This window comes from Streptomyces sp. NPDC058576 (assembly GCF_042718715.1).
In the GTDB taxonomy this organism is placed as follows: Bacteria; Actinomycetota; Actinomycetes; order Streptomycetales; family Streptomycetaceae; genus Streptomyces.
Genome location: NZ_JBHXPF010000009.1, coordinates 156,744 through 176,441, shown reverse-complemented (window position 1 = coordinate 176,441; position 19,698 = coordinate 156,744). Strand labels below are relative to the sequence as shown.

General features: G+C 73.5%; 19 protein-coding genes and 1 pseudogene. 5 read left to right on the top strand and 15 right to left on the bottom strand.

Going from position 1 to position 19,698, the window contains the following annotated elements; translation table 11 throughout:
* Positions 1-938 (bottom strand): heavy metal translocating P-type ATPase (locus ACFWRV_RS10620; protein ID WP_384331351.1); only part of this gene is annotated, 938 nt, incomplete at its 3' end.
* Between the two features lie 238 nt (positions 939-1,176).
* Here ACFWRV_RS10620 and ACFWRV_RS10615 point away from each other — a divergent pair.
* A complete protein-coding gene (locus ACFWRV_RS10615; protein WP_384331348.1) occupies positions 1,177-1,866 on the top strand; it encodes a copper homeostasis protein CutC in 690 nt (229 codons plus the stop codon).
* Between the two features lie 164 nt (positions 1,867-2,030).
* Here the strand turns inward: ACFWRV_RS10615 and ACFWRV_RS10610 are convergent, their stop codons facing one another.
* Positions 2,031-4,154 (bottom strand): HelD family protein, encoded by a 2,124-nt coding sequence (locus ACFWRV_RS10610; RefSeq protein WP_384331345.1) that lies wholly within the window; start codon positions 4,152-4,154, stop codon positions 2,031-2,033.
* Between the two features lie 373 nt (positions 4,155-4,527).
* On the opposite strand from ACFWRV_RS10610, the gene ACFWRV_RS10605 reads away from it, so the two are divergent.
* A complete protein-coding gene (locus tag ACFWRV_RS10605) occupies positions 4,528-4,719 on the top strand; it encodes a hypothetical protein (protein ID WP_384331342.1) in 192 nt (63 codons plus the stop codon).
* Positions 4,720-4,741: 22 nt separating this feature from the next.
* Here the strand turns inward: ACFWRV_RS10605 and ACFWRV_RS10600 are convergent, their stop codons facing one another.
* The 4 genes from ACFWRV_RS10600 to ACFWRV_RS10585 all read right to left on the bottom strand — a co-directional run bounded on the left by ACFWRV_RS10600 (position 4,742) and on the right by ACFWRV_RS10585 (position 10,058).
* Entirely contained in the window at positions 4,742-6,385 is a 1,644-nt protein-coding gene (locus ACFWRV_RS10600; protein WP_384331339.1) for a DNA repair helicase XPB, read from the bottom strand.
* Positions 6,386-6,475: 90 nt separating this feature from the next.
* Positions 6,476-7,249: a YqjF family protein gene (locus ACFWRV_RS10595; protein WP_384331336.1), complete on the bottom strand. Its 774-nt coding sequence runs from the start codon at positions 7,247-7,249 to the stop codon at positions 6,476-6,478.
* 74 nt (positions 7,250-7,323) lie between these two features.
* On the bottom strand, positions 7,324-7,449 hold the full coding sequence (locus ACFWRV_RS10590; protein ID WP_384331333.1) for a hypothetical protein: 126 nt from the start codon (positions 7,447-7,449) through the stop codon (positions 7,324-7,326).
* 128 nt (positions 7,450-7,577) lie between these two features.
* The gene (locus ACFWRV_RS10585) at positions 7,578-10,058 is read right to left on the bottom strand and encodes a helicase C-terminal domain-containing protein (RefSeq protein WP_384331330.1); all 2,481 of its coding nucleotides are present in this window, start codon (positions 10,056-10,058) and stop codon (positions 7,578-7,580) included.
* A gap of 54 nt (positions 10,059-10,112) precedes the next feature.
* Between ACFWRV_RS10585 and ACFWRV_RS10580 the strand changes: the two genes are divergently transcribed.
* Entirely contained in the window at positions 10,113-11,420 is a 1,308-nt protein-coding gene (locus tag ACFWRV_RS10580; protein WP_384331327.1) for a hypothetical protein, read from the top strand.
* A gap of 16 nt (positions 11,421-11,436) precedes the next feature.
* Here the strand turns inward: ACFWRV_RS10580 and ACFWRV_RS10575 are convergent, their stop codons facing one another.
* Genes ACFWRV_RS10575 through ACFWRV_RS10560 form a run of 4 tightly spaced genes read right to left on the bottom strand, consistent with a single transcriptional unit; the run spans position 11,437 to position 15,513 of the window.
* Positions 11,437-12,414 carry an ABC transporter substrate-binding protein gene (locus ACFWRV_RS10575; RefSeq protein ID WP_384331324.1) on the bottom strand — a complete coding sequence of 326 codons (978 nt, stop codon included), beginning with the start codon at positions 12,412-12,414 and terminating at the stop codon, positions 11,437-11,439.
* A gap of 2 nt (positions 12,415-12,416) precedes the next feature.
* Entirely contained in the window at positions 12,417-13,379 is a 963-nt protein-coding gene (locus ACFWRV_RS10570; protein ID WP_384331321.1) for an ABC transporter ATP-binding protein, read from the bottom strand.
* A complete protein-coding gene (locus ACFWRV_RS10565) occupies positions 13,376-14,467 on the bottom strand; it encodes a FecCD family ABC transporter permease (RefSeq protein WP_384331318.1) in 1,092 nt (363 codons plus the stop codon). The genes ACFWRV_RS10570 and ACFWRV_RS10565 overlap by 4 nt, the downstream gene beginning before the upstream one ends.
* Positions 14,464-15,513: a FecCD family ABC transporter permease gene (locus ACFWRV_RS10560; protein WP_384331315.1), complete on the bottom strand. Its 1,050-nt coding sequence runs from the start codon at positions 15,511-15,513 to the stop codon at positions 14,464-14,466. The genes ACFWRV_RS10565 and ACFWRV_RS10560 overlap by 4 nt, the downstream gene beginning before the upstream one ends.
* A 180-nt stretch (positions 15,514-15,693) precedes the next feature.
* On the opposite strand from ACFWRV_RS10560, the gene ACFWRV_RS10555 reads away from it, so the two are divergent.
* On the top strand, positions 15,694-16,353 hold the full coding sequence (locus ACFWRV_RS10555; protein WP_384331312.1) for an HAD family hydrolase: 660 nt from the start codon (positions 15,694-15,696) through the stop codon (positions 16,351-16,353).
* A 132-nt stretch (positions 16,354-16,485) separates the two neighbouring features.
* Here the strand turns inward: ACFWRV_RS10555 and ACFWRV_RS10550 are convergent, their stop codons facing one another.
* Both ACFWRV_RS10550 and ACFWRV_RS10545 read right to left on the bottom strand, forming a co-directional pair.
* Complete coding sequence (locus ACFWRV_RS10550) at positions 16,486-16,803, bottom strand: hypothetical protein (protein WP_384331309.1); 318 nt, start codon at positions 16,801-16,803, stop codon at positions 16,486-16,488.
* 23 nt (positions 16,804-16,826) lie between these two features.
* Entirely contained in the window at positions 16,827-17,063 is a 237-nt protein-coding gene (locus ACFWRV_RS10545; RefSeq protein WP_384331306.1) for a hypothetical protein, read from the bottom strand.
* A gap of 185 nt (positions 17,064-17,248) precedes the next feature.
* On the opposite strand from ACFWRV_RS10545, the pseudogene ACFWRV_RS10540 reads away from it, so the two are divergent.
* Positions 17,249-17,620, top strand: a pseudogene (locus ACFWRV_RS10540) (cold-shock protein); the annotation flags it as partial.
* Here ACFWRV_RS10540 and ACFWRV_RS10535 read toward each other — a convergent pair.
* The 3 genes from ACFWRV_RS10535 to ACFWRV_RS10525 are packed head-to-tail and all read right to left on the bottom strand — an operon-like array spanning position 17,591 to position 19,680.
* Complete coding sequence (locus tag ACFWRV_RS10535; RefSeq protein ID WP_384331303.1) at positions 17,591-18,469, bottom strand: 1,4-dihydroxy-6-naphthoate synthase; 879 nt, start codon at positions 18,467-18,469, stop codon at positions 17,591-17,593. The pseudogene ACFWRV_RS10540 and the gene ACFWRV_RS10535 sit on opposite strands and share 30 nt — an antisense overlap.
* The gene (locus tag ACFWRV_RS10530; protein ID WP_384331300.1) at positions 18,447-19,148 is read right to left on the bottom strand and encodes a futalosine hydrolase; all 702 of its coding nucleotides are present in this window, start codon (positions 19,146-19,148) and stop codon (positions 18,447-18,449) included. The genes ACFWRV_RS10535 and ACFWRV_RS10530 overlap by 23 nt, the downstream gene beginning before the upstream one ends.
* 52 nt (positions 19,149-19,200) lie before the next feature.
* Positions 19,201-19,680 carry a DUF2771 domain-containing protein gene (locus ACFWRV_RS10525; protein ID WP_384331298.1) on the bottom strand — a complete coding sequence of 160 codons (480 nt, stop codon included), beginning with the start codon at positions 19,678-19,680 and terminating at the stop codon, positions 19,201-19,203.
* Positions 19,681-19,698 lie beyond the last annotated feature (18 nt).

Below are 19,698 nucleotides of genomic sequence, written 5' to 3'. Positions count from 1 at the left end.
GTGAGCATGGAGGCGTCCACGGCGGACGAGCCCTCGACGACGGTTCCGTCCGTCGCGATCTTCTCCCCGGGACGCACCACGAAACGGTCCCCGACCTGCAACGCGGCGGTCGGGATCGTCGTCTCCACGCCGTCGCGCAGGACCGTGACCTCCTTCGCCCCCAGCTCCAGCAGCGCCTTCAGCGCCGCCCCGGCCTTCCGCTTCGAGCGGGCCTCGAAGTAGCGCCCGGCGAGGATGAACGCCGTCACCCCGGCCGCCGCCTCCAGATAGATGTTCCCGGCGCCGTCACTGCGGGCGATGGTCAGCTCGAAGGGGTGCGTCATCCCGACCATGCCCGCGGTCCCGAAGAACAGCGCCCACACCGACCACAGGAACGCGGCCGACGTGCCGACGGAGATCAGCGTGTCCATCGTTGCCGCGCCGTGCTTCGAGTTGGTCCAGGCGGCACGGTGGAACGGCCAGGCGGCGTAGGTGACGACCGGTGCGGCCAGCGTCAGCGAGAGCCACTGCCAGTAGTCGAACTGGAGCGCCGGGATCATCGCCATCGCGATCACCGGGACGGCGAGGAGCACGGCGGTGACCAGGCGCTGGCGCAGGGTGGTGAGCCCGTCGTCGTCCGCGCTCCGTTCCGTGTCGTCGCCCCCGGGTGGAGCGGCGGTGGCAGCGGCGGGCGGAGCGGGCGGCCGGGCGGTGTAGCCGGTGGCCTCGACGGTCGCGATCAGGTCCTCGACGGACACGTCGGCGCCCAGGTAGGTGACCTTCGCCTTCTCGGTGGCGTAGTTCACGGTCGCCTCGACGCCGTCCATCCGGTTGAGCTTCTTCTCGACACGGGCCGCGCACGAGGCGCAGGTCATCCCGCCGATCGCGAGCTCGACCGCGGCGGTGCCGGCGTCGGAGCCGGAAGCGGTGGTGGCGGTGGTGGCGGAGTGCGCGGACACGGGGTCCTCCCTGAAGCCGTCCAGATACCCCTAGGGGGTATCTTCTTCTCTCCTCATGTATACCCCCCGCCCCTATGAAGTGCAAGGCGTGGCCGACGGGGTCCGTCACTCGCCTGCGGGGCCGGGTCGCGCGTCACCGCGGCCGTGCGTTCAGATAGAGGGCTGCGCTGCCCGTCGAACGACCCGTAGGCTGGCATTGGACTAGACCTATAGCTGTGTATCGGAGGAATGGGGACCCATGAGCAACCGTGCAGTCCTGGAGGTGATCGCTCTCGACGCGGAGGACGCGGTCGCTGCCCAGGCCGGTGGTGCAGACCGCCTCGAACTGGTCACCGACATGGCCGCCGACGGTCTGACACCGTCGCGGGAGACCTTCGCGGCGATCAGGTCCGCCGTGGACATCCCGCTGCGCGTGATGCTCAGGGTGGCGGACGGGTTCGCCGCCGGAGACATCGAGGTACTGGTCGGCAAGGCCCACGAGCTGCGGGCGGCCGGGGCCGACGAGTTCGTGTTCGGCTTCCTCGACGCGGAGGACCACGCCGACCTCGTCGCCGTGGAGCGGCTCGTCGCCGAGCTGGACGGGTGCCGGTGGACGTTCCACCGGGCGATCGACCGGGCCGCCGACCGCGACGCCCTGCGCAAGCAGCTCGCCGACCTGCCCGGCCTCGACACGTTCCTCACGGCGGGGTCCCCGGCCGGGGTGGACGCGGGCATCCCGACCCTCCTGGCCGAGGCGGCCCGTACCGGCGAACCGGGATACCAGGCGCAGGTCCTGGTCGGCGGCGGCCTCCACCTGCACCACCTGCCCCGGCTGCGGGCGGCGGGGATCGACGCGGTCCACATCGGCGGCGCGGCCCGGCCCCGGGGCTGGTCCGCCCCGGTCGACGCGGCAGCCGTACGGGAGTGGCGCGAGGCGCTGGACGCCTGAGGCCCGCGCGGGGGAGCGGGGAACAGGCGTCGGGAAGGGGCCCGCCTTCCCGACGGCCTCACGCCCGGCGCCATCGGCTCTCGGGCCCTCGGGCTCTCGGGCCCTCGGGAAAGCCCGCCCCGCCCGCTCTCCGCCTACGCCTACGCCTAGGCCAACGCCTACGCCTAGGCCAACGCCTCCGCCTCCGCCAACGCCTCCGGCAGCGGGGCCGCGTGCAGCACGGTCAGCCCGGACACCGCACGGGTCAGCGCCACGTACAGCCGCCGCAGCCCGGTCCGCTCGTCCGGCTCGCCGTCGACCACGGACGCCGGCTCGTCCAGCACCACGTAGTCGTACTCCAGGCCCTTCGCCAGCGACGCGGGCACCAGCGTCAGCCGCGAGGCGGCGGTGGTCTCCTCACCGGGGGAGAGGAACGCGTGCCCCGCCGCCGCCAGGGCCGCGCCCAGCGCCGGGATCCGGGCGTCGGCGGCGATCAGCCCGATCGACCCCTCGTGGCCGAGCGACTCCTCACAGGCGGCGACGACGGCCGCGTCCAGGCCGTCCGCACCGCCCGGAACCTCCCGTACGACCAGCGAGCCGGGCGACTCACGTACCGACTCCACCGCCGTGAGGCCCGGCGAGATCGCGGGCAGCAGCCGGGAGGCGTACGCGATGACCTCGCGCGGCACGCGGAAACCGGCGGTCAGCTCCTCCACCACCGCGTCCGCCTTGCCCAGGTGGAACAGCGCCTCGCCCCAGCTCTCCGTGGACCACGGCGTCGTCCCCTGCGCGAGGTCGCCGAGGACGGTGGCCGAACCGGTCGAGCAGCGCCGCCCCACCGCCCGGTACTGCATGGGGGACAGGTCCTGCGCCTCGTCGAGGACGACATGGCCGAGCGAGTGCGTACGGGCGATCAGGTCACCGGCCTCGTCGATCAGCACCGCGTCGGCCGCCGACCACTTCGCGGACTTCACACTGCGGGCGGGCTTCGCCCACAGCAGCCGCTTCTGCTCGTCCTCGTCGAGCAGGCCCTCCGCGTGCGTGGCCAGGAACTCCGGGTCGGAGAGCAGCCGCAGCACCAGCTTCGCCGGCTCCACGGCGGGCCAGATCGCCTTGACGGCGGCCTTCACGGCAGGGCTCCGGGCCACGGCGTTCTGCACCCGGTCGTCGGGGGCCTCCCCGGCCTCCTCCATCCGTACGAGGACGGCGTGGGCGATCCGCTGCGGCAGCGCCTCGTGCGCGGCCCCGTACCGCATGTCGCGGGCCAGCAGTTCGTCGGCCATCTCCTCGATCTCGTACGCGGGCACCCGCCAGCGCCGGGACCCGCGCACCACGACGACGGGCTCGACGGGGGCGGTCACATGGGAGCGGATGGCCCGCCGCAGCACCTCGGCCATGCGGGCGTCGCCCTTGACGACGGCGGTGGCGGCCTCGTCCTCGCCCCGGACCTCGACGTCGGCGCGCACCAGGTCGTCGACGGTGGCCTGCTTCACCTCCAGCTCGCCGAGGGCGGGGAGGACCTGCTCGATGTAGTGGAGGAAGGACCGGTTCGGCCCGATGACGAGGGTGCCGGTGCGGGCGAGCCGCTCGCGGTGCGCGTACAGCAGGTACGCCACCCGGTGCAGGCCGACGGCGGTCTTCCCGGTGCCGGGCCCGCCCTGTACACAGACGGTTCCGCGGAGGCCGCTGCGGACGATCTCGTCCTGCTCCGGCTGGATGGTGGCGACGATGTCGCGCATCGGGCCGACGCGCGGCCGTTCGATCTCCGCCTGGAGGAGCCGGCCGGCGTGCTCGGCTCCGGGACCGTCCTGGGCGGGGTCGGTGAGGTGCTCGTCCTCGTACGCGGTCAGCTCGCCGCCCGTGTAACCGAAGCGGCGGCGCAGCCCGACGTCCTGGGGCTTCTTCCGGGACGCCTGGTAGTACGGCTGGGAGACCGGCGCACGCCAGTCGATGACCATGGGGTCCCCGGCGGCGTCGTGGACGTGCCGGCGGCCGATGTAGAACCGCTCGCCCTCCGCGCCCTCGGCCAGCTCGCCGCCGACGGCGTGCAGATAGTCCAGGCGGCCGAAGAACAGCGGGGTGTGGGAGAGGTCGGCGAGCGCCTTGATGCGGTCGTCGATCTGGGACTGGAGCACGGCGGCGCTGACCCAGTCCGCGGTGACATCGCGGATGTCGAGGGCCTGGACGTCCTCGCGCATCCCGCGCAGGGCGGCGCGGGACGCGGCCAGATGGGCACGTTCGTGCGCCAACGGGTCCAGGGGGTCGATCGGGTCGGGGGTGGAATCGCTCTCTGCTACGTGCGCGGGCACGGTGTTGCCTCCGGCTCTTCAACGCAGGACGGCGGACCGCGCGCTGAGGCCGGCCGGGGCCGGAGCAGGGCGGTCCGCTCGGAAGGTTGGTTCGCGTGGGTGCCGGCCGGTTTCCGTCCGGCCGACGGCGCTCCCCCGGCTGCCGGCAGCGAGAGGCCGGTACCACGGTGCGGGAGGCGGGCAGACCGGCGATTGTAGCCACAGGGCGGTGCGCGGTCGAAATGAATTACGGGCTCCGCCGGAGGTGGCGGCGCGAGGGGTACCCGTAGGGGACGCCGGGGCCCGGCATGGCACCGGAGAGCTACGCGCCCGGCGCGCGGGTTCCGTCTGCGGGCCGACGCGCCCGAACGGGTGACGGGAGCACCATGGATACATGAGCACAGCCACCCTGAACCCCCGCAGGACCGGGCCCGCGCACGGCGCGACCGCGGCCACCGGTCACCACCGACCCCATCGCGTCGGAGACGCCCTGCGCGCCGTGAAGGTGTTCGTGACCACGGCGTTCGGCGTCGTCGTCCTGGGGGAGTACGCGGAGGAGGCGGGCGTCGTCGGCCGGGGCCGCTGACCGCCCGCCCCTCCCGGGACCCTCAGCTCTCGGCGAGCAGTTCGTCCGCGTCGACGATGCGGTACGCGTACCCCTGCTCGGCCAGGAACCGCTGGCGGTGCGCCGCGAAGTCCTGGTCGATGGTGTCGCGGGCGACGACCGAGTAGAACCGGGCCTCGTGCCCGTCGGCCTTCGGCCGCAGGACGCGGCCGAGACGCTGTGCCTCCTCCTGGCGCGACCCGAAGGTCCCGGAGACCTGGATGGCGACGGTCGCCTCGGGCAGGTCGATGGAGAAGTTGGCGACCTTGGAGACGACGAGCACGCTGATCTCGCCCTGCCGGAACGCCTCGAAGAGCTTCTCGCGCTGGGCGTTGCTGGTCTCGCCCTTGATGACGGGGGCGTCCAGGTGTTCCCCCAGCTCGTCGAGCTGGTCGATGTACTGCCCGATGACGAGGGTCTGCTCGCCCTGGTGCTTGCGCACCAGTGCCTCGGTCACCTTCCGCTTGGTGGCGGTGGTGGCGCAGAACCGGTACTTCTCCTCCGTCTCGGCGGTCGCGTACGCCAGCCGCTCGGAGTCGGTGAGGTTGACCCGGACCTCCACGCAGTCGGCCGGCGCGATGTAGCCCTGCGCCTCGATCTCCTTCCACGGGGCGTCGAACCGCTTCGGCCCGATGAGCGAGAAGACGTCCGACTCCCGCCCGTCCTCCCGCACGAGGGTCGCCGTGAGACCCAGCCGCCGCCGGGCCTGGAGATCGGCGGTGAACTTGAACACGGGCGCGGGCAGCAGGTGGACCTCGTCGTAGACGACCAGGCCCCAGTCGCGGGAGTCGAAGAGCTCCAGATGCGGGTAGACGCCCTTCCGCCGGGTCGTCAGCACCTGGTAGGTGGCGATGGTGACCGGCCGGATCTCCTTGCGGGTCCCGCTGTACTCGCCGATCTCGTCCTCGGTCAGCGAGGTCCGCTTCACCAGCTCGTGCTTCCACTGCCGGGCGGACACGGTGTTGGTGACGAGGATCAGCGTGGTGGCCTTGGCCTCGGCCATGGCACCCGCGCCCACGAGCGTCTTCCCGGCCCCGCAGGGCAGCACCACCACCCCCGACCCGCCGTGCCAGAACCCTTCGACCGCCTGCTTCTGGTACGGCCGCAGCGCCCAGCCGTCCTCGGCCAGCTCGATCGGATGGGCCTCGCCGTCGACGTAACCCGCGAGGTCCTCCGCCGGCCACCCCAGCTTGAGCAGCGTCTGCTTGACCTGCCCGCGCTCGGAGGGGTGCACGGCCACGGTGTCCGGGTCGATCCGGGCCCCGACCAGGGGCTGGACCTTCTTGGACCGGAGGATCTCCTCCAGCACGGGCCGGTCGGTGGTGGTGAGCACGAGCCCGTGCACGGGGTGCTTGGACAGGGTGAGCCGCCCGTACCGCGCCATCGTCTCGGCGATGTCGACCAGGAGCGCGTGCGGCACGGGGTAGCGGGAGTACTCGACCAGGGCGTCGACGACCTGCTCGGCGTCGTGCCCGGCGGCGCGGGCGTTCCACAGCCCGAGCGGGGTGACCCGGTACGTGTGGATGTGCTCGGGCGCACGCTCCAGCTCCGCGAACGGCGCGATGGCACGACGGCAGGCGTCCGCCAGGTCGTGGTCGACTTCGAGGAGCAGCGTCTTGTCGCTCTGGACGATGAGGGGTCCGGTCACGCGCTTCGGCCCTTTCTGCGGGGTGCGGCCACGGATGCGGCCAAACGTCCAGTGTGCCGCATCGGGCGGCGAGGTGGGGTGGGCGTGCGTTCACCCTCCGGGGCGGCGCCTCCGCTGCGGCCCGAAGCGGACCCGGACGCCGGGGGAGTAGAGCACGCTCACCGGCTCCCCGACCGGCGCGGGCAGCCCGGCCGCCGCCACCAGGTCCTCGTCGCACTCGACCAGCTCCGCGCGGTGCAGCGGCCAGCGCGGATGGGCGTTGGGCAGATACAGGGTCCGCCCGAGGAACGACGTGTGCAGGGCCCACCGGGCGGTCAGGAAGTGCTCCAGAGGCGTCGGCTCCTCGACCGCCTCCCCGGCCCGCAGCACGATCCTGCTCCGCGCACCGCGCGGTCCGGGCCGGCGGCGGCTCGTGTACGTGAGGAGGTCGCCGGACCGTTCGACGCCCATCCGGGACCACACGTACGGCAACCGGAACGAGGCCCGTGCCACGAGGACCGGGATGAGCCGCGAGGCGTCGAGCGAGCGGAAGACGACCGCGCGCCGACCGTGTTCGTCCACGGAGTACAGCCGGACGTTGGTCTCGGGGAAGCTCCCGAGATACGGGAATCCCGGCAGCCCGAGCACCCCCACCCGGTACATCCGGAACGCCACCAGACCCACGTACGTCGTCGTCCCGTCGAAGGTGTCCGGCACGGTTCCCGGCGGCAGCAGCGGAGCGACGTCCGCCGGGTCGACGGCCCAGTGCAGGAACGCCAGGTCCAGCCAGGACTGCGTGAGCAGCGGCGGCATCGGCGCGGCGGGCGGGTCGGGCGACACGGGCTCGGGGGACACCGGACCGGGGGCGGGGTGGGCTGATGCCATGTCCGCAGCATCGCAGACCGCGCGACGCGGCCACCGCCCGACGGCGGAACCGACAGGGGGAAGCCGCGGTGGGCCTACTCGCCCTCGCCCGGCCGGCCGGTGCGCCTGGCCCGCTTGACGCCGAACACGGCGAGGCCGAGGACAGCCACCGCCACGAACGCCATCAGGATCTGCTCACCGGCGGTCAGGGTTCCGATCATCTGCATCTCCTCGGGCGAATCCGCTGCGTGTGCACGGCGAACGTGTCACGCGGGGTGGCCCGCGACAAGCCTGAACGTGATCTTCAGAGCTTCCCTTGAGAGTCCGCGCATGGCGGTCCGCACAGCCCCTACCCCTTCCCGTCCTCCGCCAGCTCCGCCACCCCCGTGATCCGGTGCAGCGGGTACGTGCGGACCTCGTCGGCCGTGTGGTCGAAGGCCGTGACGAAGCCGCCCTCCACGCGGACCGGGGCGATCACGCGCTGGCTGGCAGCGCCGTCCGCGTTGACGTAGCCGATCCAGACCGCGGAGCCCGTCATCGCGGCCGCCTGGACCGTGGCCAGGGTCTCGGCGGGGGTGGTGCGGGGGAGGGAGTCGGCGGGGGTGGGGGCCGTGGTGCCCGCTCCCTCCGAGGGCTCCTTGCGGACGACCGTGGCGGCCGTGTCACCGGCGCGGATGGCCCGTACCGCCGCGCCGAGCAAGGTGTCGTCCGGGGTCGGAGGGCCTTCGGGGACCGGGACGGGAGGCGTGCGGGGCGGGGTGCGGCGGGCGCCGGCCCGGGTGATCAGGACGTCGCCCTCGGCGGATTCCGCTGCCGGTGCGTAGCCCATGTCGCGCAGGGCTTCGAGGAGTGAGCCGGGGTCCGACTGGGAGGCCAGGACCGTGGGGGCCAGGCGGCGGAGCCGGAGCCCGGTGGAGCGGCGGTCGGCCAGGATCTCGTTGAGGACCGCCTCGTCGTCGCAGCGTACGTACGCGGACGCCGCCCCGATCCGCAGATGGCCGTGGCGGCGGGCCACGTCGTCGATGAGGTAGCTCAGCGGCTGCGGTACCGGCGTACGGCTGTGCGCGGCCAGGAACGCGTGCAGGTCGGCCGCCGCCTGCCCGGCGTCCAGGGCGCGGCGCACCGAGCCGGGCGTGAAGCGGTACACCGTCGCCCCGCCCTTGGACTCCACGTCGGCCAGGACGGAGAGTGTCGCCGCCAGCGGGCGTTCCAACGGACCCGGCGCCACCGCCGTCAGGTCGGCCTGGAGCAGGACGTGGTCCAGGGGGTCGGGGATCAGCGGGGCGAGCAGGGCCGCCGCCGCGTCCTCGCCCTCCGCCAGCAGCGCGCGGGCCTGTGCGGAGAGCGCGCCCCGGCCCGTGATGCCCAGCAGCTCCGCCTCGTTGAGCGTCCACAGGGCGAGGCGGGAGCGGAGGTCCGTCCCCTCGGTCGGGCCGGTGGACGTGGACGTTCCGCCGCGCAACGGGCGTTCCCAGCGCAGCCGTCGCAGCAGCGTCTCGGCATCCGGCGCGGTGCCCGGGGGGAGTTCGGCGAACAGGGCCAGCACCCGGAGGCGTACGTCGGGGGCGGCCGAGCGGTCCAGCTCCGGGCCGAGCGCGGACAGGGCCCGGCCCTTGGCGTCCTGACCGCCGACCAGACCCGGGGTCCGGGTGCCGGCGAGCCAGGCGGTGGCCAGGTGCGTCCAGCGTTCCCCGGCGGATAGGTCGAGCCACTCGTCGGACGCGGGCGTCGGCGCGTACCGCTCGTCGGGCTCCCCGTCGGAGGCCAACAGGCCAGCACCGTAGGCCAGTTCGATCCAGAACGCGGCGATCGGCTCGGTCACGTCCAGCGCCGTCGCGGCGCGCTTCAGCTCCCGTACGCTCAGGCCGCCCGCGCGCAGGATCGCCGGCCCGCCGCCGTTCCAGAGCTTCAGCAGCTCCTCGACGGTCGACAGCGCGGTGAACGCCTGGCCCGCCGCCGCCCTGTCCACAGCCTGTGGATCGCGTTCGGCGGCCGCCGCGACGGCCGGGGGGACCGGTTCCGGCACGCGGTGCGCCCGCCCGGCGCGCAGATGGAGCGCCGCCTCGCGCGGCAGCACCACGGTGCGGGTGGACACCGGCAGCAGCAGGCCCCGGTCGCGCAGCCACTTCACGGGGGGAGTGGGGTTGGGCGTCACCTCCCCGTACGGCGGCCCCCACACCAGCCGGTCCAGCACCGACAGCGCCTCCACCGGGGCGGTGTCCAGCAGTTCCGCCATCCGCGTCCGGTCCGTGAACAGGGCCGAGAGCGCCGCCACCGCAGAGACCGGGTCGTGCGTGGCGGACAGGCCCGTCGCCGTCAGGATCTCCTGGAGGCGGCCCGGCGACATCCCGGCCGTCGCCTCGGTGACCGTGGGGCCCAGGCCCGTGGGGGAGTGGTGCTGCGGGGAGGGGGCGAGCAGTTCGCGGGCGGTGCGCACCAGCCTCAGCCGGTCGTCCTCGCCCCAGATCAGGGCCTGTTCGCGCAGGGTCGCCAGGGCCGTCGGCAGTGCGGCGGTGATCGCCGCGCCCGCGTCGTCGCGCTGTTCGCCGTCGTCGAGCCCGTCGCCGGTCAGGAGGGAGAGGAGCGTGTCGTACGGGGCCGGGTCCGGGGCCACCGCCAGCGCCTCGGCGGTCTGCAGCGCGAACCGGTCCAGGTGCTCCAGCGCGCGGACGACGGACGCCCGGGTGCCGGCCCGCGTGGCGAGCTGGGTGATGTCGTTCGGCACCGGGTTGAGGAGGTCGGGGCGGGCACGCAGCAGCCCGGCCAGCGATTCGTCGCCCCGGGCGCGCAGGGCTTCGGCGAGCGTGCGCGGTGGTGTGGTCGTCCCCATCCGTCCCACGGTAGCCGCTGAAACGCTACCGTCGGGGCAGGGCCGGTAGAGGGGATGCACCGCGTGGGGATCGAGAGCGACCAGCTCGTCTACGACTACCTGAGCCGGGTCGGCGACCTGGCCCAGCAGCAACAGCTGTCGTCGGGCGCCCGGATGCGGCTCGTCTCGACGCTGCGGGGCGAGATCGACCGGCGCCGGGCCACGGAGGGCGCGGACTCCCCGGCGACCGTGCGACGCATCATCGGCAGGCTGGGCAGCCCGGACGAACTGGTCGCCGCGGCGGCGCGGTCCGCCGACGGCACGGTCCCGCTGCCGTCCGCCCCGGCCGGCGCGGGGAGCGGCGAGCCGCAGCGGCGTTCCCTGCCCCGGCCCCGGAGCGGGCTGCTGCGCAAGGAGCCGAGAGAGCCCGGGGAGTCCGCGTCCCGGGCGGGCGAGGGCCGGGCGGCCAAGGCTCTCAGGAAGCCGAAAGCCGGTTTCGGGCGGGGCGCGTCGCGCCGCGGCCCCGAGGACGCGCCGGAGAGCGGTACGGACGCGGCCGGTTCCGCCGGTGCGGCTGGTGCGGGCGGTGCCGCTGGTGCCGCCGCGGTGCCCCGCCCCGGGCCCGCCCCCGATGACCGCGCCCCCGGCCCCGACGACGTTCCCGTCCACTCCTGGCCCGATCCCTCCGCCCCGCACATGCTCGGCCAGGACCAGCAGGGCGACGCGGACGGCGCGGCCGACTGGTGGCGCCTGGAGCCGGGCCCCTTCGACGAGGGGACCGCCGTCCCCGGGTTCTTCGGCGGCATCGAGGCCCCGGAGCTGCTCGGGAGGCGGCCGAGGCCTGTCGGGAAGGGCGAAGGGGAGGAGCGGGACGCGGAGGGCGCCAAGGGCGCGAAGGCAGTCGAGGCGGCGGAGGACGAGGCGGGAGAGGGGGCCGCCGGGAGCGCCCGGCGCCGCCGCGCCCTGCGCCTCGTGAAGCTCCGGCGCCGCAAGGCGCTCCCCGTCGTCGCCGAGCCCGCCGTCGCCGCCCCCGGCCGCCGCGGCGGCTTCGCCCACCCGCTGCTGCTCCTGGCCGCCGTCTTGCTCGTCGCCGGTGTGGTCACCGGTTCCTGGCTGCCGCTGGCGGGCGGCTGGCTGATCGCGTACAGCTCGCGCACCCTCTCCCGTACGGAGGCGAAGTGGGCGGCCCTCGGCCTGCCGGGCGTGGTGGCGGCCGGGGCTCTCGTGTGGGTGTGGGGGCGGATGGAGGGGCGCTGGGGCGAGCCGATCCGCGAGGGCGCGATGCGGGACGTCCTGGTGGAGGCCTGGCCGGTGGTCGTCCGGGTCGCCGCCGTCGCCTCCGCGCTCTACCTGGTGTGGCGGGCGCGGAGGCGTACGGGGTGAGGGCCGGGCGCGCCGGCTACTTGCTCAGGCTCTTGTGGAGCTCGCCGAGGATCTTGTCGGCCGCCGTGTAGCCGATGCCCTGGATCCACAGCTGGTCGTCGACCGGGAAGACCTTGTCGTTCTTCACCGCGGCCATGTTCTTCCACAGGCCGCTGCCGGTGGTCTGCGTCTCCTTGGCCTTCTTCGGGTCGCCGTACGTCGAGTGGAAGACCACGTCCGCGTCCGCGAGGTCGATCTTCTCGGGGCTGACGTCGTAGGAGAAGCCGTCCTTGGCCTTGTCGGTGATCGCGGGGCGGCCCAGACCCACGTCGGCCAGGATCGTGGCGATGTAGTTCTGCTTGCCGTAGATGCGGATGTCCGCGCCCTCGACGAAGCGGACCATGTTGACCTCGGTCGCGGCGACCTTCTCCTTGCCGCCGAGGGCCTTCGTCACGTCCGCGACGTGGTTCGCGTAGTCGTCGGCGACCATCCTCGCCTCGCTCTGCTTGCCGAGGGCCTCCGCGTGGACCTGGAAGTTCTCCTTCCAGGGGTAGCCGGTGTTCTCCGTCATCACGGTCGGCGCGATCTTGGACAGCTCGGCGTACTTGTCGCCGTGCCGGATCTTGCTGGTGAGGATGAGGTCGGGCTTCAGGGCGGCGATGGCCTCCAGGTTCGGGGTCATCATCTGGCCGACGTCCTCGATGCCCGCGACCTGGTCCTTCGGCAGGTAGTTCAGGAAGCCCGACGTCACGTCCGCGTGGGTCGCGCCGACCGGCTTCACGCCGAGGGTGAGGGCCGAGTCCAGTTCGGCGGTGTCCAGGACGACGACCCGCTCGGGAGCCTCCTTGACCTTCACGTCGCCCATCGCCGTCTTCACCGTGCGGGCGGAGCCGGAAGGGGGAGCGGAGTCGGAGCCGGAGTCGTCGGACGAGCCGCAGGCGGCCAGGGTCAGGGCGGCGACCGTGGACAGGGACACGGCGGCCAGGGCGCGGGGGCGGAGGCTGCGCAGGGTCATGGTCAGAGGACCTTTCCGGGAATCGGGTCGGACGCGGAATCAGAAACGGACGCGTCATCAGAAACGGGAGCGGAAGCGGAGGTCGGGGCGGTCGTGGGGGTCGTGGCGGCCCACGGCGCGCCCGGGACGACGAGCGGTGAACCCGTCACCGGGTCCGGGACGATCACCGCCTCCAGGCCGAACACCTCACGCACCAGCCCGGCGGTGACGACGTCCCCCGGCCGGCCCTCGGCGACGATCCGGCCCTCCTTCATGGCGACCAGGTGGTCCGCGTACCGGGCGGCCTGGTTGAGGTCGTGCAGCACCGTGACGACCGTACGGCCCCGGCTGCCGTCCGCAGCCGGCGACGCCAACTGGCGTACCAGGTCGAGGACTTCCACCTGGTGCGCGATGTCCAGATACGTCGTCGGCTCGTCGAGCAGCAGCAGATCCGTCTCCTGGGCGAGCGCCATCGCGATCCACACCCGCTGGCGCTGACCGCCCGAAAGCTCGTCCACCGGCCGGTCGGCCAGCGCCGTCACATCCGTACGGGACATGGCGTCGGTCACCGCCCGCTCGTCCGCGTCCGACCACTGCTGCCACCAGCTCTGGTGCGGCTGGCGGCCGCGCGCGACCAGGTCGGAGACGGTGATCGCCTCGGGCGCCACCGGGGTCTGCGGGAGCAGCCCGATGGACCGGGCGATCTGCTTCGTCGGTATCCGCGCCAGCTCCGTGCCGTCCAGCAGGACCGCCCCGCCGCGCGGCTTCAGCAGCCGGCCGAGGGCCCGCAGGGTGGTGGACTTGCCGCAGGCGTTCGGGCCGACGATGACGGTGACCTGCCCGTCGGGCACCGTGAGGTCCAGCTCGTGGACCACGGTGCGGTCCTCGTAGGCGAGGGTCAGGGAGCGGGCGGCCAGCCGGGAGGCCGCCCGCGGCGCGTCGGTCGTGGTGCTGGTGCTGGTGCTGGGCCTTTGGCTCGGGCTCATGCGGTCCCTCCACTGCGGCCGCGGTGACCGCGGATGATCAGCCAGATCAGGTACGGGGCGCCGACCGCCGCGGTGAGGACGCCCACCGGCAGTTCGGTGGGCGAGAACAGCCTGCGGGCGAGCAGGTCGCCGAGGACGACGATCACCGCGCCCAGCAGCGCCGAGGACAGCAGGGGGATCTGCGCGGTCCGGGTCATCCGGCGGGCGATCTGCGGGGCGAGCAGCGCCACGAAGTCCACCGGGCCCGCCGTGCCCGTCGCCACGGACGCCAGGACCACGCCGAGCGCCACGAGTCCGAGCCGTACGCGCCCCAGGCGTACGCCCAGCGCGGTCGCCGTGTCGTCGTCCATCGTCACGGTGCGCTGCGCGCGGGCCGCCCAGGCGATGGCGGGCAGCAGGATCAGCAGCGTCCAGCCGATCGGGGCGGCCTCCGACCAGCCGCGCCCGTTCAGCGAACCGGTCATCCAGATCTGCGCCTGCTGGGCGACCAGGTAGTCGCCCTTGGTCAGGAACAGCGTGGTCACCGACCGCAGCGCGACGGCGAAGCCGATGCCGATGAGGACGAAGCGGGTGGCGTGCAGCCCGCCGCGCCAGGCGAAGACGTAGACCAGGGCGGCCGCCGCGATGCCGCCGACGACGGAGAGGTAGGGCAGGACGGTGTACGAGGTGATGCCGAAGGTCATCGCCCCGACCGTGAGCGCGCTCGCGCCCTGGCTGATGCCGATGATGTCGGGGCTGGCCAGCGGGTTGCGGGCCACCGTCTGGATCAGCGCCCCGGCGATCCCGAAGGCCGCGCCCACCAGCAGTCCGACGACCATGCGCGGCAGCCGCAGCGTGCCCACGACCAGTTCGGCCGACGACGGCTGCCCGAAGACCACCTTCACGACCTCGCCGGGCGCGACGAAGCTCTCCCCGACGCAGAGGTAGGCGACGCAGACGGCGGCGAGCAGCACGACGAGGGCGGCAGCGACGACGGAGGCCCGCCGGTGCAGCAGGAACCGGCCACGGGGGCCGGCCTTCACGACGGAGTACCCGGCGGGCCGGACCCGTACCGTCACGCCCTTCTCCGGTGCACGGGTGACGCTCACGCGGGCACCGCCTTCCGGCGTACGAGGGCGACCAGGAACGGCACCCCGATCAGGGCCGTCATCACGCCCGCCGGGACCTCGCTCGGCGGGAACACGATCCGGCCGACGACGTCCGAGACGAGCAGCATCACGGGCCCGATCAGCGCGGCCATGGGCAGCACCCAGCGGTGGTCGTTGCCGACGACCGCGCGGGCGATGTGCGGGACGGCGAGCCCGATGAACGCGATCGGCCCGGCCGCGGCGACCCCGACCCCGGTCAGCACGGTGGCCCCGATACCGCCGGTGATCCGGACCGCCGCGACGTTCTGCCCGAGCCCCTTCGCCACGTCCTCGCCGAGCGCGAGGGCGTCCAGGCCGCGGGCGACACAGAGCACGAGGACGACGCCGATCAGGAGGAACGGCCACACCTGCTGCACGACGTCCGTCTCCCGCCCGGCGATCGAGCCGACCTGCCAGAAGCGGAACTCGTCCAGCGCGGACGCCTTCGTCGTGAGGATCCCCATCGTCACCGACACCAGCAGCGCGTTGATCGCCGCACCGCCGAGCGCGAGCTTCACCGGGGTCGCCCCGCCGCGCCCCCGGGAGGCGATGGCGTACACCGCGACCGAGGCGACGGCCGCGCCCGCGAAGGCGAACCACACGTACCCGGTCAGCGTGTGGATCCCCGCGAACGCGATGGCCATCACCACCGCCACCGACGCGCCCTGGCTGATGCCGAGGATGCCGGGGTCGGCGATGGGGTTACGGGTGATGCCCTGGAGGACCGTGCCCGCGAGGGCCAGCGCGGCGCCGACCATCAGACCGATGAGCGTGCGCGGCACCCGCATCGTGCGGATCACCTCGGCGGCGTCCGAGTTCCCGCCGTGCAGCAGGGCGTCGAACACCTCGCCCGGCGGGAGGGAACGCGCCCCGACGGCGAGGCTCAGCAGGACCGCCAGCAGCAGGGCGACGACGGCCGAGGCCGTCGCGGCCGCGCGTCGGGAGAGGCGGGGTGCGCGGGGCGCACCGGGTGGCGCGGCGGCCCGCACGGGCGCTGACGCTGACATGGGAACCAATCGGGCCGGACACGGAACCTGGGGAACGCTGGGCACGGTGCCGGGCCGGTAAGGCTTGGCTAAGTGCGCGCATCAGTCTAGGCGGCGGGTTTTCGGCCCCGACGGTGGTCCCGACGGTGGTCCCGACGGGGGCTTCAGGGCCGCCTCCGGCCGGTCGGCACAATGGCAGTCATGGCTTCCACCGCTCAGCACACCGTCCAGCACCCGCACCAGCACCCCCTGACGGTCGGCTTCGACCTCGACCTGACGCTCGTCGACTCCCGCCCCGGCATCGCCGCCGCCTACCGGGCCCTCGCCGCCGAGACCGGGGCGTTCATCGACGTCGACCTGGTCGTGAGCCGGATCGGCCCGCCGCTGGAGACGGAACTGGCGCACTGGTTCCCGGCCGAGGAGGTCCCGGCCGTCGCCGACCGCTACCGGGAGATCTACCCGGACCACGCGATAGCCCCGAGCCCGGCGCTCGTCGGGGCGCGGGACGCGGTCGCGGCGGTCCGGGCGCTCGGCGGCCGGGCGATCGTCGTCACGGCGAAGCACGAGCCCAACGCGAAGCTGCACCTGGCCCACCTCGGCATCGAGCCGGACGCGGTGATCGGCTGGCTGTGGGCGGAGGCCAAGGGCGAGGCCCTGCGTGAGCACGGTGCGCAGGTGTATGTCGGCGACCACACCGGCGACGTGCGCGGGGCGCGGGCGGCCGGAGCGCTGTCGGTCGCGGTGACGACGGGCCCGTGCGACGCGGCGGAGCTGCGGGCTGCGGGCGCGGACGTGGTCCTGGCGGACCTGACGGGCTTCCCGGCCTGGCTGACGGCCTTCGAGGCGGACCGGGCGGCGTAGCGGCCGAGCCGGGCTCAGGGCGCGTCCGGCGGAACGTGGCCGGGTCCGCGCCCGGCCCGCCGGACCCCCCTGGGGCCTCTCGTTTGGATCATGTCGGGCTCGCGGGGTCCGACCTGATCCAACCGAAAGGCCCTAGACCGCGGCCCGTTCCCGGGTCCGGTCGAGGACCCACTCCAGGCCGTTCGGTCCCGGGGCGTAGGCGGGGGCCTCGCGCCAGATCCCGGTGAAGACCTCGACCAGTGCCGCGGGCGCGTCGTCGGCGGTGGCCGGCCGGGTGCGCAGCAGCGCCAGCAGTATCGGGGCGAGCAGGTCGTAGAGCCGGCCGAGGGCGTCCTCGCTGCCGTACGCGACCTGCACCAGGAGATCGTCGATGTGCTCCGCGGTCCTGCCGGGGACGGCGCAGCCGGGGCCCGGGGGCGGGGTGCGCGGGGTGCGTCCTGCGTGGTTCACGGGACCGAGCCTAGGCACGCCGGCTACAGGTTCGCGGCGCGTTTCGGCGAGTTCACCCAAGCCGAGCGGACGACGCCCGCCCCGGCGATCAGGAACCCGACGCCCATCAGCATGCAGACGGCGTAAGCGACCGGCGGGAACGGATCCGTACCGAGGAACAGGGGGGCGACGGTGACCAGTGTGGCCAGTGCGCCGACGAAAAAGACGATCGCGCCGACCTGAACGAGCCGGTCGCCTGCGCCTGAAGGAGTAGTACTCACGCCACCAGGGTAGTTCCCAGCCCGGGGGAACTCTCCGGCGACGTCTTGTCACCGGCCGTAGGGCCATTAGCCTGGGACCCGGCGGGTCACGGTGACCCGCTGTACTGCTATCCGGAGCCGTTGTCCTCGTCCTTCCCGAGGACCGGCTCTCCCGCACACCGACGAGTACGAGGACGAGGACAGACGTGCCCACCGGCAAGGTCAAGTGGTTCAACAGCGAGAAGGGCTTCGGCTTTCTCTCCCGCGACGACGGCGGCGACGTCTTCGTCCACTCGTCGGTACTCCCTGCCGGAGTCGACGCACTCAAGCCCGGCCAGCGCGTGGAATTCGGCGTGGTCGCGGGCCAGCGCGGCGACCAGGCCCTCTCCGTGGTGGTCCTCGACCCCACCCCGTCCGTCGCGGCCGCCACGCGCCGCAAGCCGGACGAGCTGGCGTCGATCGTGCAGGACCTGACGACGGTCCTGGAGAACATCACGCCGCAGCTGGAGCGGGGCCGCTACCCGGACAAGGCCGCCGGCGCTCGTCGCTCAGGGAAACGCCAGCGCGTCCGGGCCCAGCGGCGGGACCAGTCCCTCGGCCGCCGCGCGGGTCAGCAGGCCGCGGATCGCCGCGTAGCCGTCCTCGCCGAGGTCGGCGGTGAACTCGTTCACGTACAGCCCGATGTGCTGGTCCGCGACGGCCGGGTCCATCTCCTGGGCGTGCTCCTGGACGTAGGGCCGGGAGACCTCCGGGTGGTCCCAGGCCAGCCGGACCGAGCTGCGGATCGTGTCGGCCAGGTGGCGCAGGGTCTGCGCGCCGAGTGAACGCTTGGCGATGATCGCGCCGAGGGGGATCGGGAGGCCGGTGGTGTCCTCCCAATGCCGGCCCATGTCGGCGAGGTTGTGCAGGCCGAAGTTCCGGTACGTGAAGCGGGCCTCGTGGATGACCAGGCCGGCGTCCACCTTGCCGTCCCGTACGGCGGGCATGATCTCGTCGAACGGCATCACGACGACCTCGCCGACGCCGCCCGGGACCATCTCCGCCGCCCAGAGCCGGAACAGCAGGTACGCCGTCGAGCGCTCGCTCGGCACGGCGACGGTCCGGCCGGTCAGGTCGAGGCCCAGCTCCTTGGTGAGGACCAGCGGACCGCAGCCCCGGCCCAGCGCCCCGCCGCACGGCAGCAGCGCGTACTCGTCCAGGACCCACGGCAGGACCGCGTACGACACCTTCAGGACGTCCAGCTCGCCGCGTTCGGCCATGCCGTTGGTGATGTCGATGTCGGCGAAGGTCACCTCCGGCGCGGGCGCGCCGGGGATACGGCCGTGCGCCCAGGCGTCGAAGACGAAGGTGTCGTTGGGGCAGGGCGAGAACGCGATCCGGATCGCGTCCCCGGCCGGGCTTCCGCTAGCCGCGGTGTCGGTCGTCATGCCGGTTCCAACCTTCCAGTACGGGTGCCGTCTTCCCGAACGCGTCCCCGAGCGCCGCCAGCGCGTCGCCGATGCGCCAGGCGTCCCGGTCCCGGGGGCCGACGGCGTTCGAGACGGCCCGCAGCTCCAGTACGGGCACCTCGGACCGGGCGGCGGCCTCCGCGACCCCGAAGCCCTCCATCGCCTCGGCCAGCGCCCCCGGGTGCGCGGCGAGCAGGGCGGCGGCGCGTTCGGCGGTGCCGGTCACTGTGGAGACGGTGAGCACGGGGCCGGCGGTCGCGCCGGTGGCGGCCGCCACCTCCCGTACCAGGGCGGGCGGCGGGGCGAAGCGGTCCCGGCCGAAGCCGAGCGCGGTGACGGGAAGGAAGCCGTCGGGGGTGTCGGCGCCCAGGTCGGCGGCGACGATGTCGCTCGCCACGACCAGCGAGCCGAGCGGGGTGAGGGGGGTGAACGCCCCGCCGATCCCGGCGGAGACGACGAGTCCGTACGGAGCCGACGCCAGGGCGAACGCGGTGGCCGCCGCCGCGGCGGCCGGTCCCGCACCGCCCGCCAGGACGTCGAACGCACCGCTGCGGTGCAGCTCGCCGCCCGGCAGTGCCACGGACTCCGGCGCACCCCCGAACGCACGCGTGACCGCGTCCCGTTCCACCGGGACAGCGGTCACGACCAGCACACGCACGGAAACAGCCTCAGGGTCGAGGACGGGGGAGAGCGTTCTTGGTGTCGCGGGGTCAGCTCTTGTTCTTGAACTCGAACTGCCAGACGCCCGTGAGCTTCTTGCCCTTGGTCTCCACGATGGAGACGTTCGTCTTCTCGGCGGTCTGGCCCGTCTGGCTGGCGAGGAACGCGCTGCCGGGGATCGTCCGGTAGGTGTTCTTGTTCGGCTCCTGCTCGGCCTGCTGGCCGTTGATGAAGAGCGTCCAGCCGTTGTCGGCGATCTCGGGGTCGACGCCGAAGCGGACCTTGTCGTCCATGGAGATCTCGACCGTCTTGTCGGCCTTCTTGTTCAGGCAGCCCTGGATCAGGGACTCCTTGATCGCATCGCCGTCGTTGTAGCAGGCCGCCTCGGAGTTCACCGAGGTCGTGCCGACCGTCACGGTGGCGAGCGGCGTCGGCTTGTCGCAGGCGGACAGGACAAGGAGTCCCGCGGACACGGCACCAAGAGCGACGCCGATTCGACGGCCCTTACCGGAGAAGAACGCAACGGTCATGGGCCGAAGGCTATCGGT

Coding starts and splice junctions, on each gene's coding strand:
- ACFWRV_RS10615 (WP_384331348.1), top strand. CDS start 1,177: ATGAGCAACCGTGCAGTCCTGGAGGTGATCGCTCTCGACGCGGAGGAC.
- ACFWRV_RS10605 (WP_384331342.1), top strand. CDS start 4,528: ATGAGCACAGCCACCCTGAACCCCCGCAGGACCGGGCCCGCGCACGGC.
- ACFWRV_RS10595 (WP_384331336.1), bottom strand. CDS start 7,249: ATGGCATCAGCCCACCCCGCCCCCGGTCCGGTGTCCCCCGAGCCCGTG.
- ACFWRV_RS10590 (WP_384331333.1), bottom strand. CDS start 7,449: ATGATCGGAACCCTGACCGCCGGTGAGCAGATCCTGATGGCGTTCGTG.
- ACFWRV_RS10585 (WP_384331330.1), bottom strand. CDS start 10,058: ATGGGGACGACCACACCACCGCGCACGCTCGCCGAAGCCCTGCGCGCC.
- ACFWRV_RS10580 (WP_384331327.1), top strand. CDS start 10,113: ATGCACCGCGTGGGGATCGAGAGCGACCAGCTCGTCTACGACTACCTG.
- ACFWRV_RS10575 (WP_384331324.1), bottom strand. CDS start 12,414: ATGACCCTGCGCAGCCTCCGCCCCCGCGCCCTGGCCGCCGTGTCCCTG.
- ACFWRV_RS10570 (WP_384331321.1), bottom strand. CDS start 13,379: ATGAGCCCGAGCCAAAGGCCCAGCACCAGCACCAGCACCACGACCGAC.
- ACFWRV_RS10560 (WP_384331315.1), bottom strand. CDS start 15,513: ATGTCAGCGTCAGCGCCCGTGCGGGCCGCCGCGCCACCCGGTGCGCCC.
- ACFWRV_RS10555 (WP_384331312.1), top strand. CDS start 15,694: ATGGCTTCCACCGCTCAGCACACCGTCCAGCACCCGCACCAGCACCCC.
- ACFWRV_RS10535 (WP_384331303.1), bottom strand. CDS start 18,469: ATGACGACCGACACCGCGGCTAGCGGAAGCCCGGCCGGGGACGCGATC.
- ACFWRV_RS10525 (WP_384331298.1), bottom strand. CDS start 19,680: ATGACCGTTGCGTTCTTCTCCGGTAAGGGCCGTCGAATCGGCGTCGCT.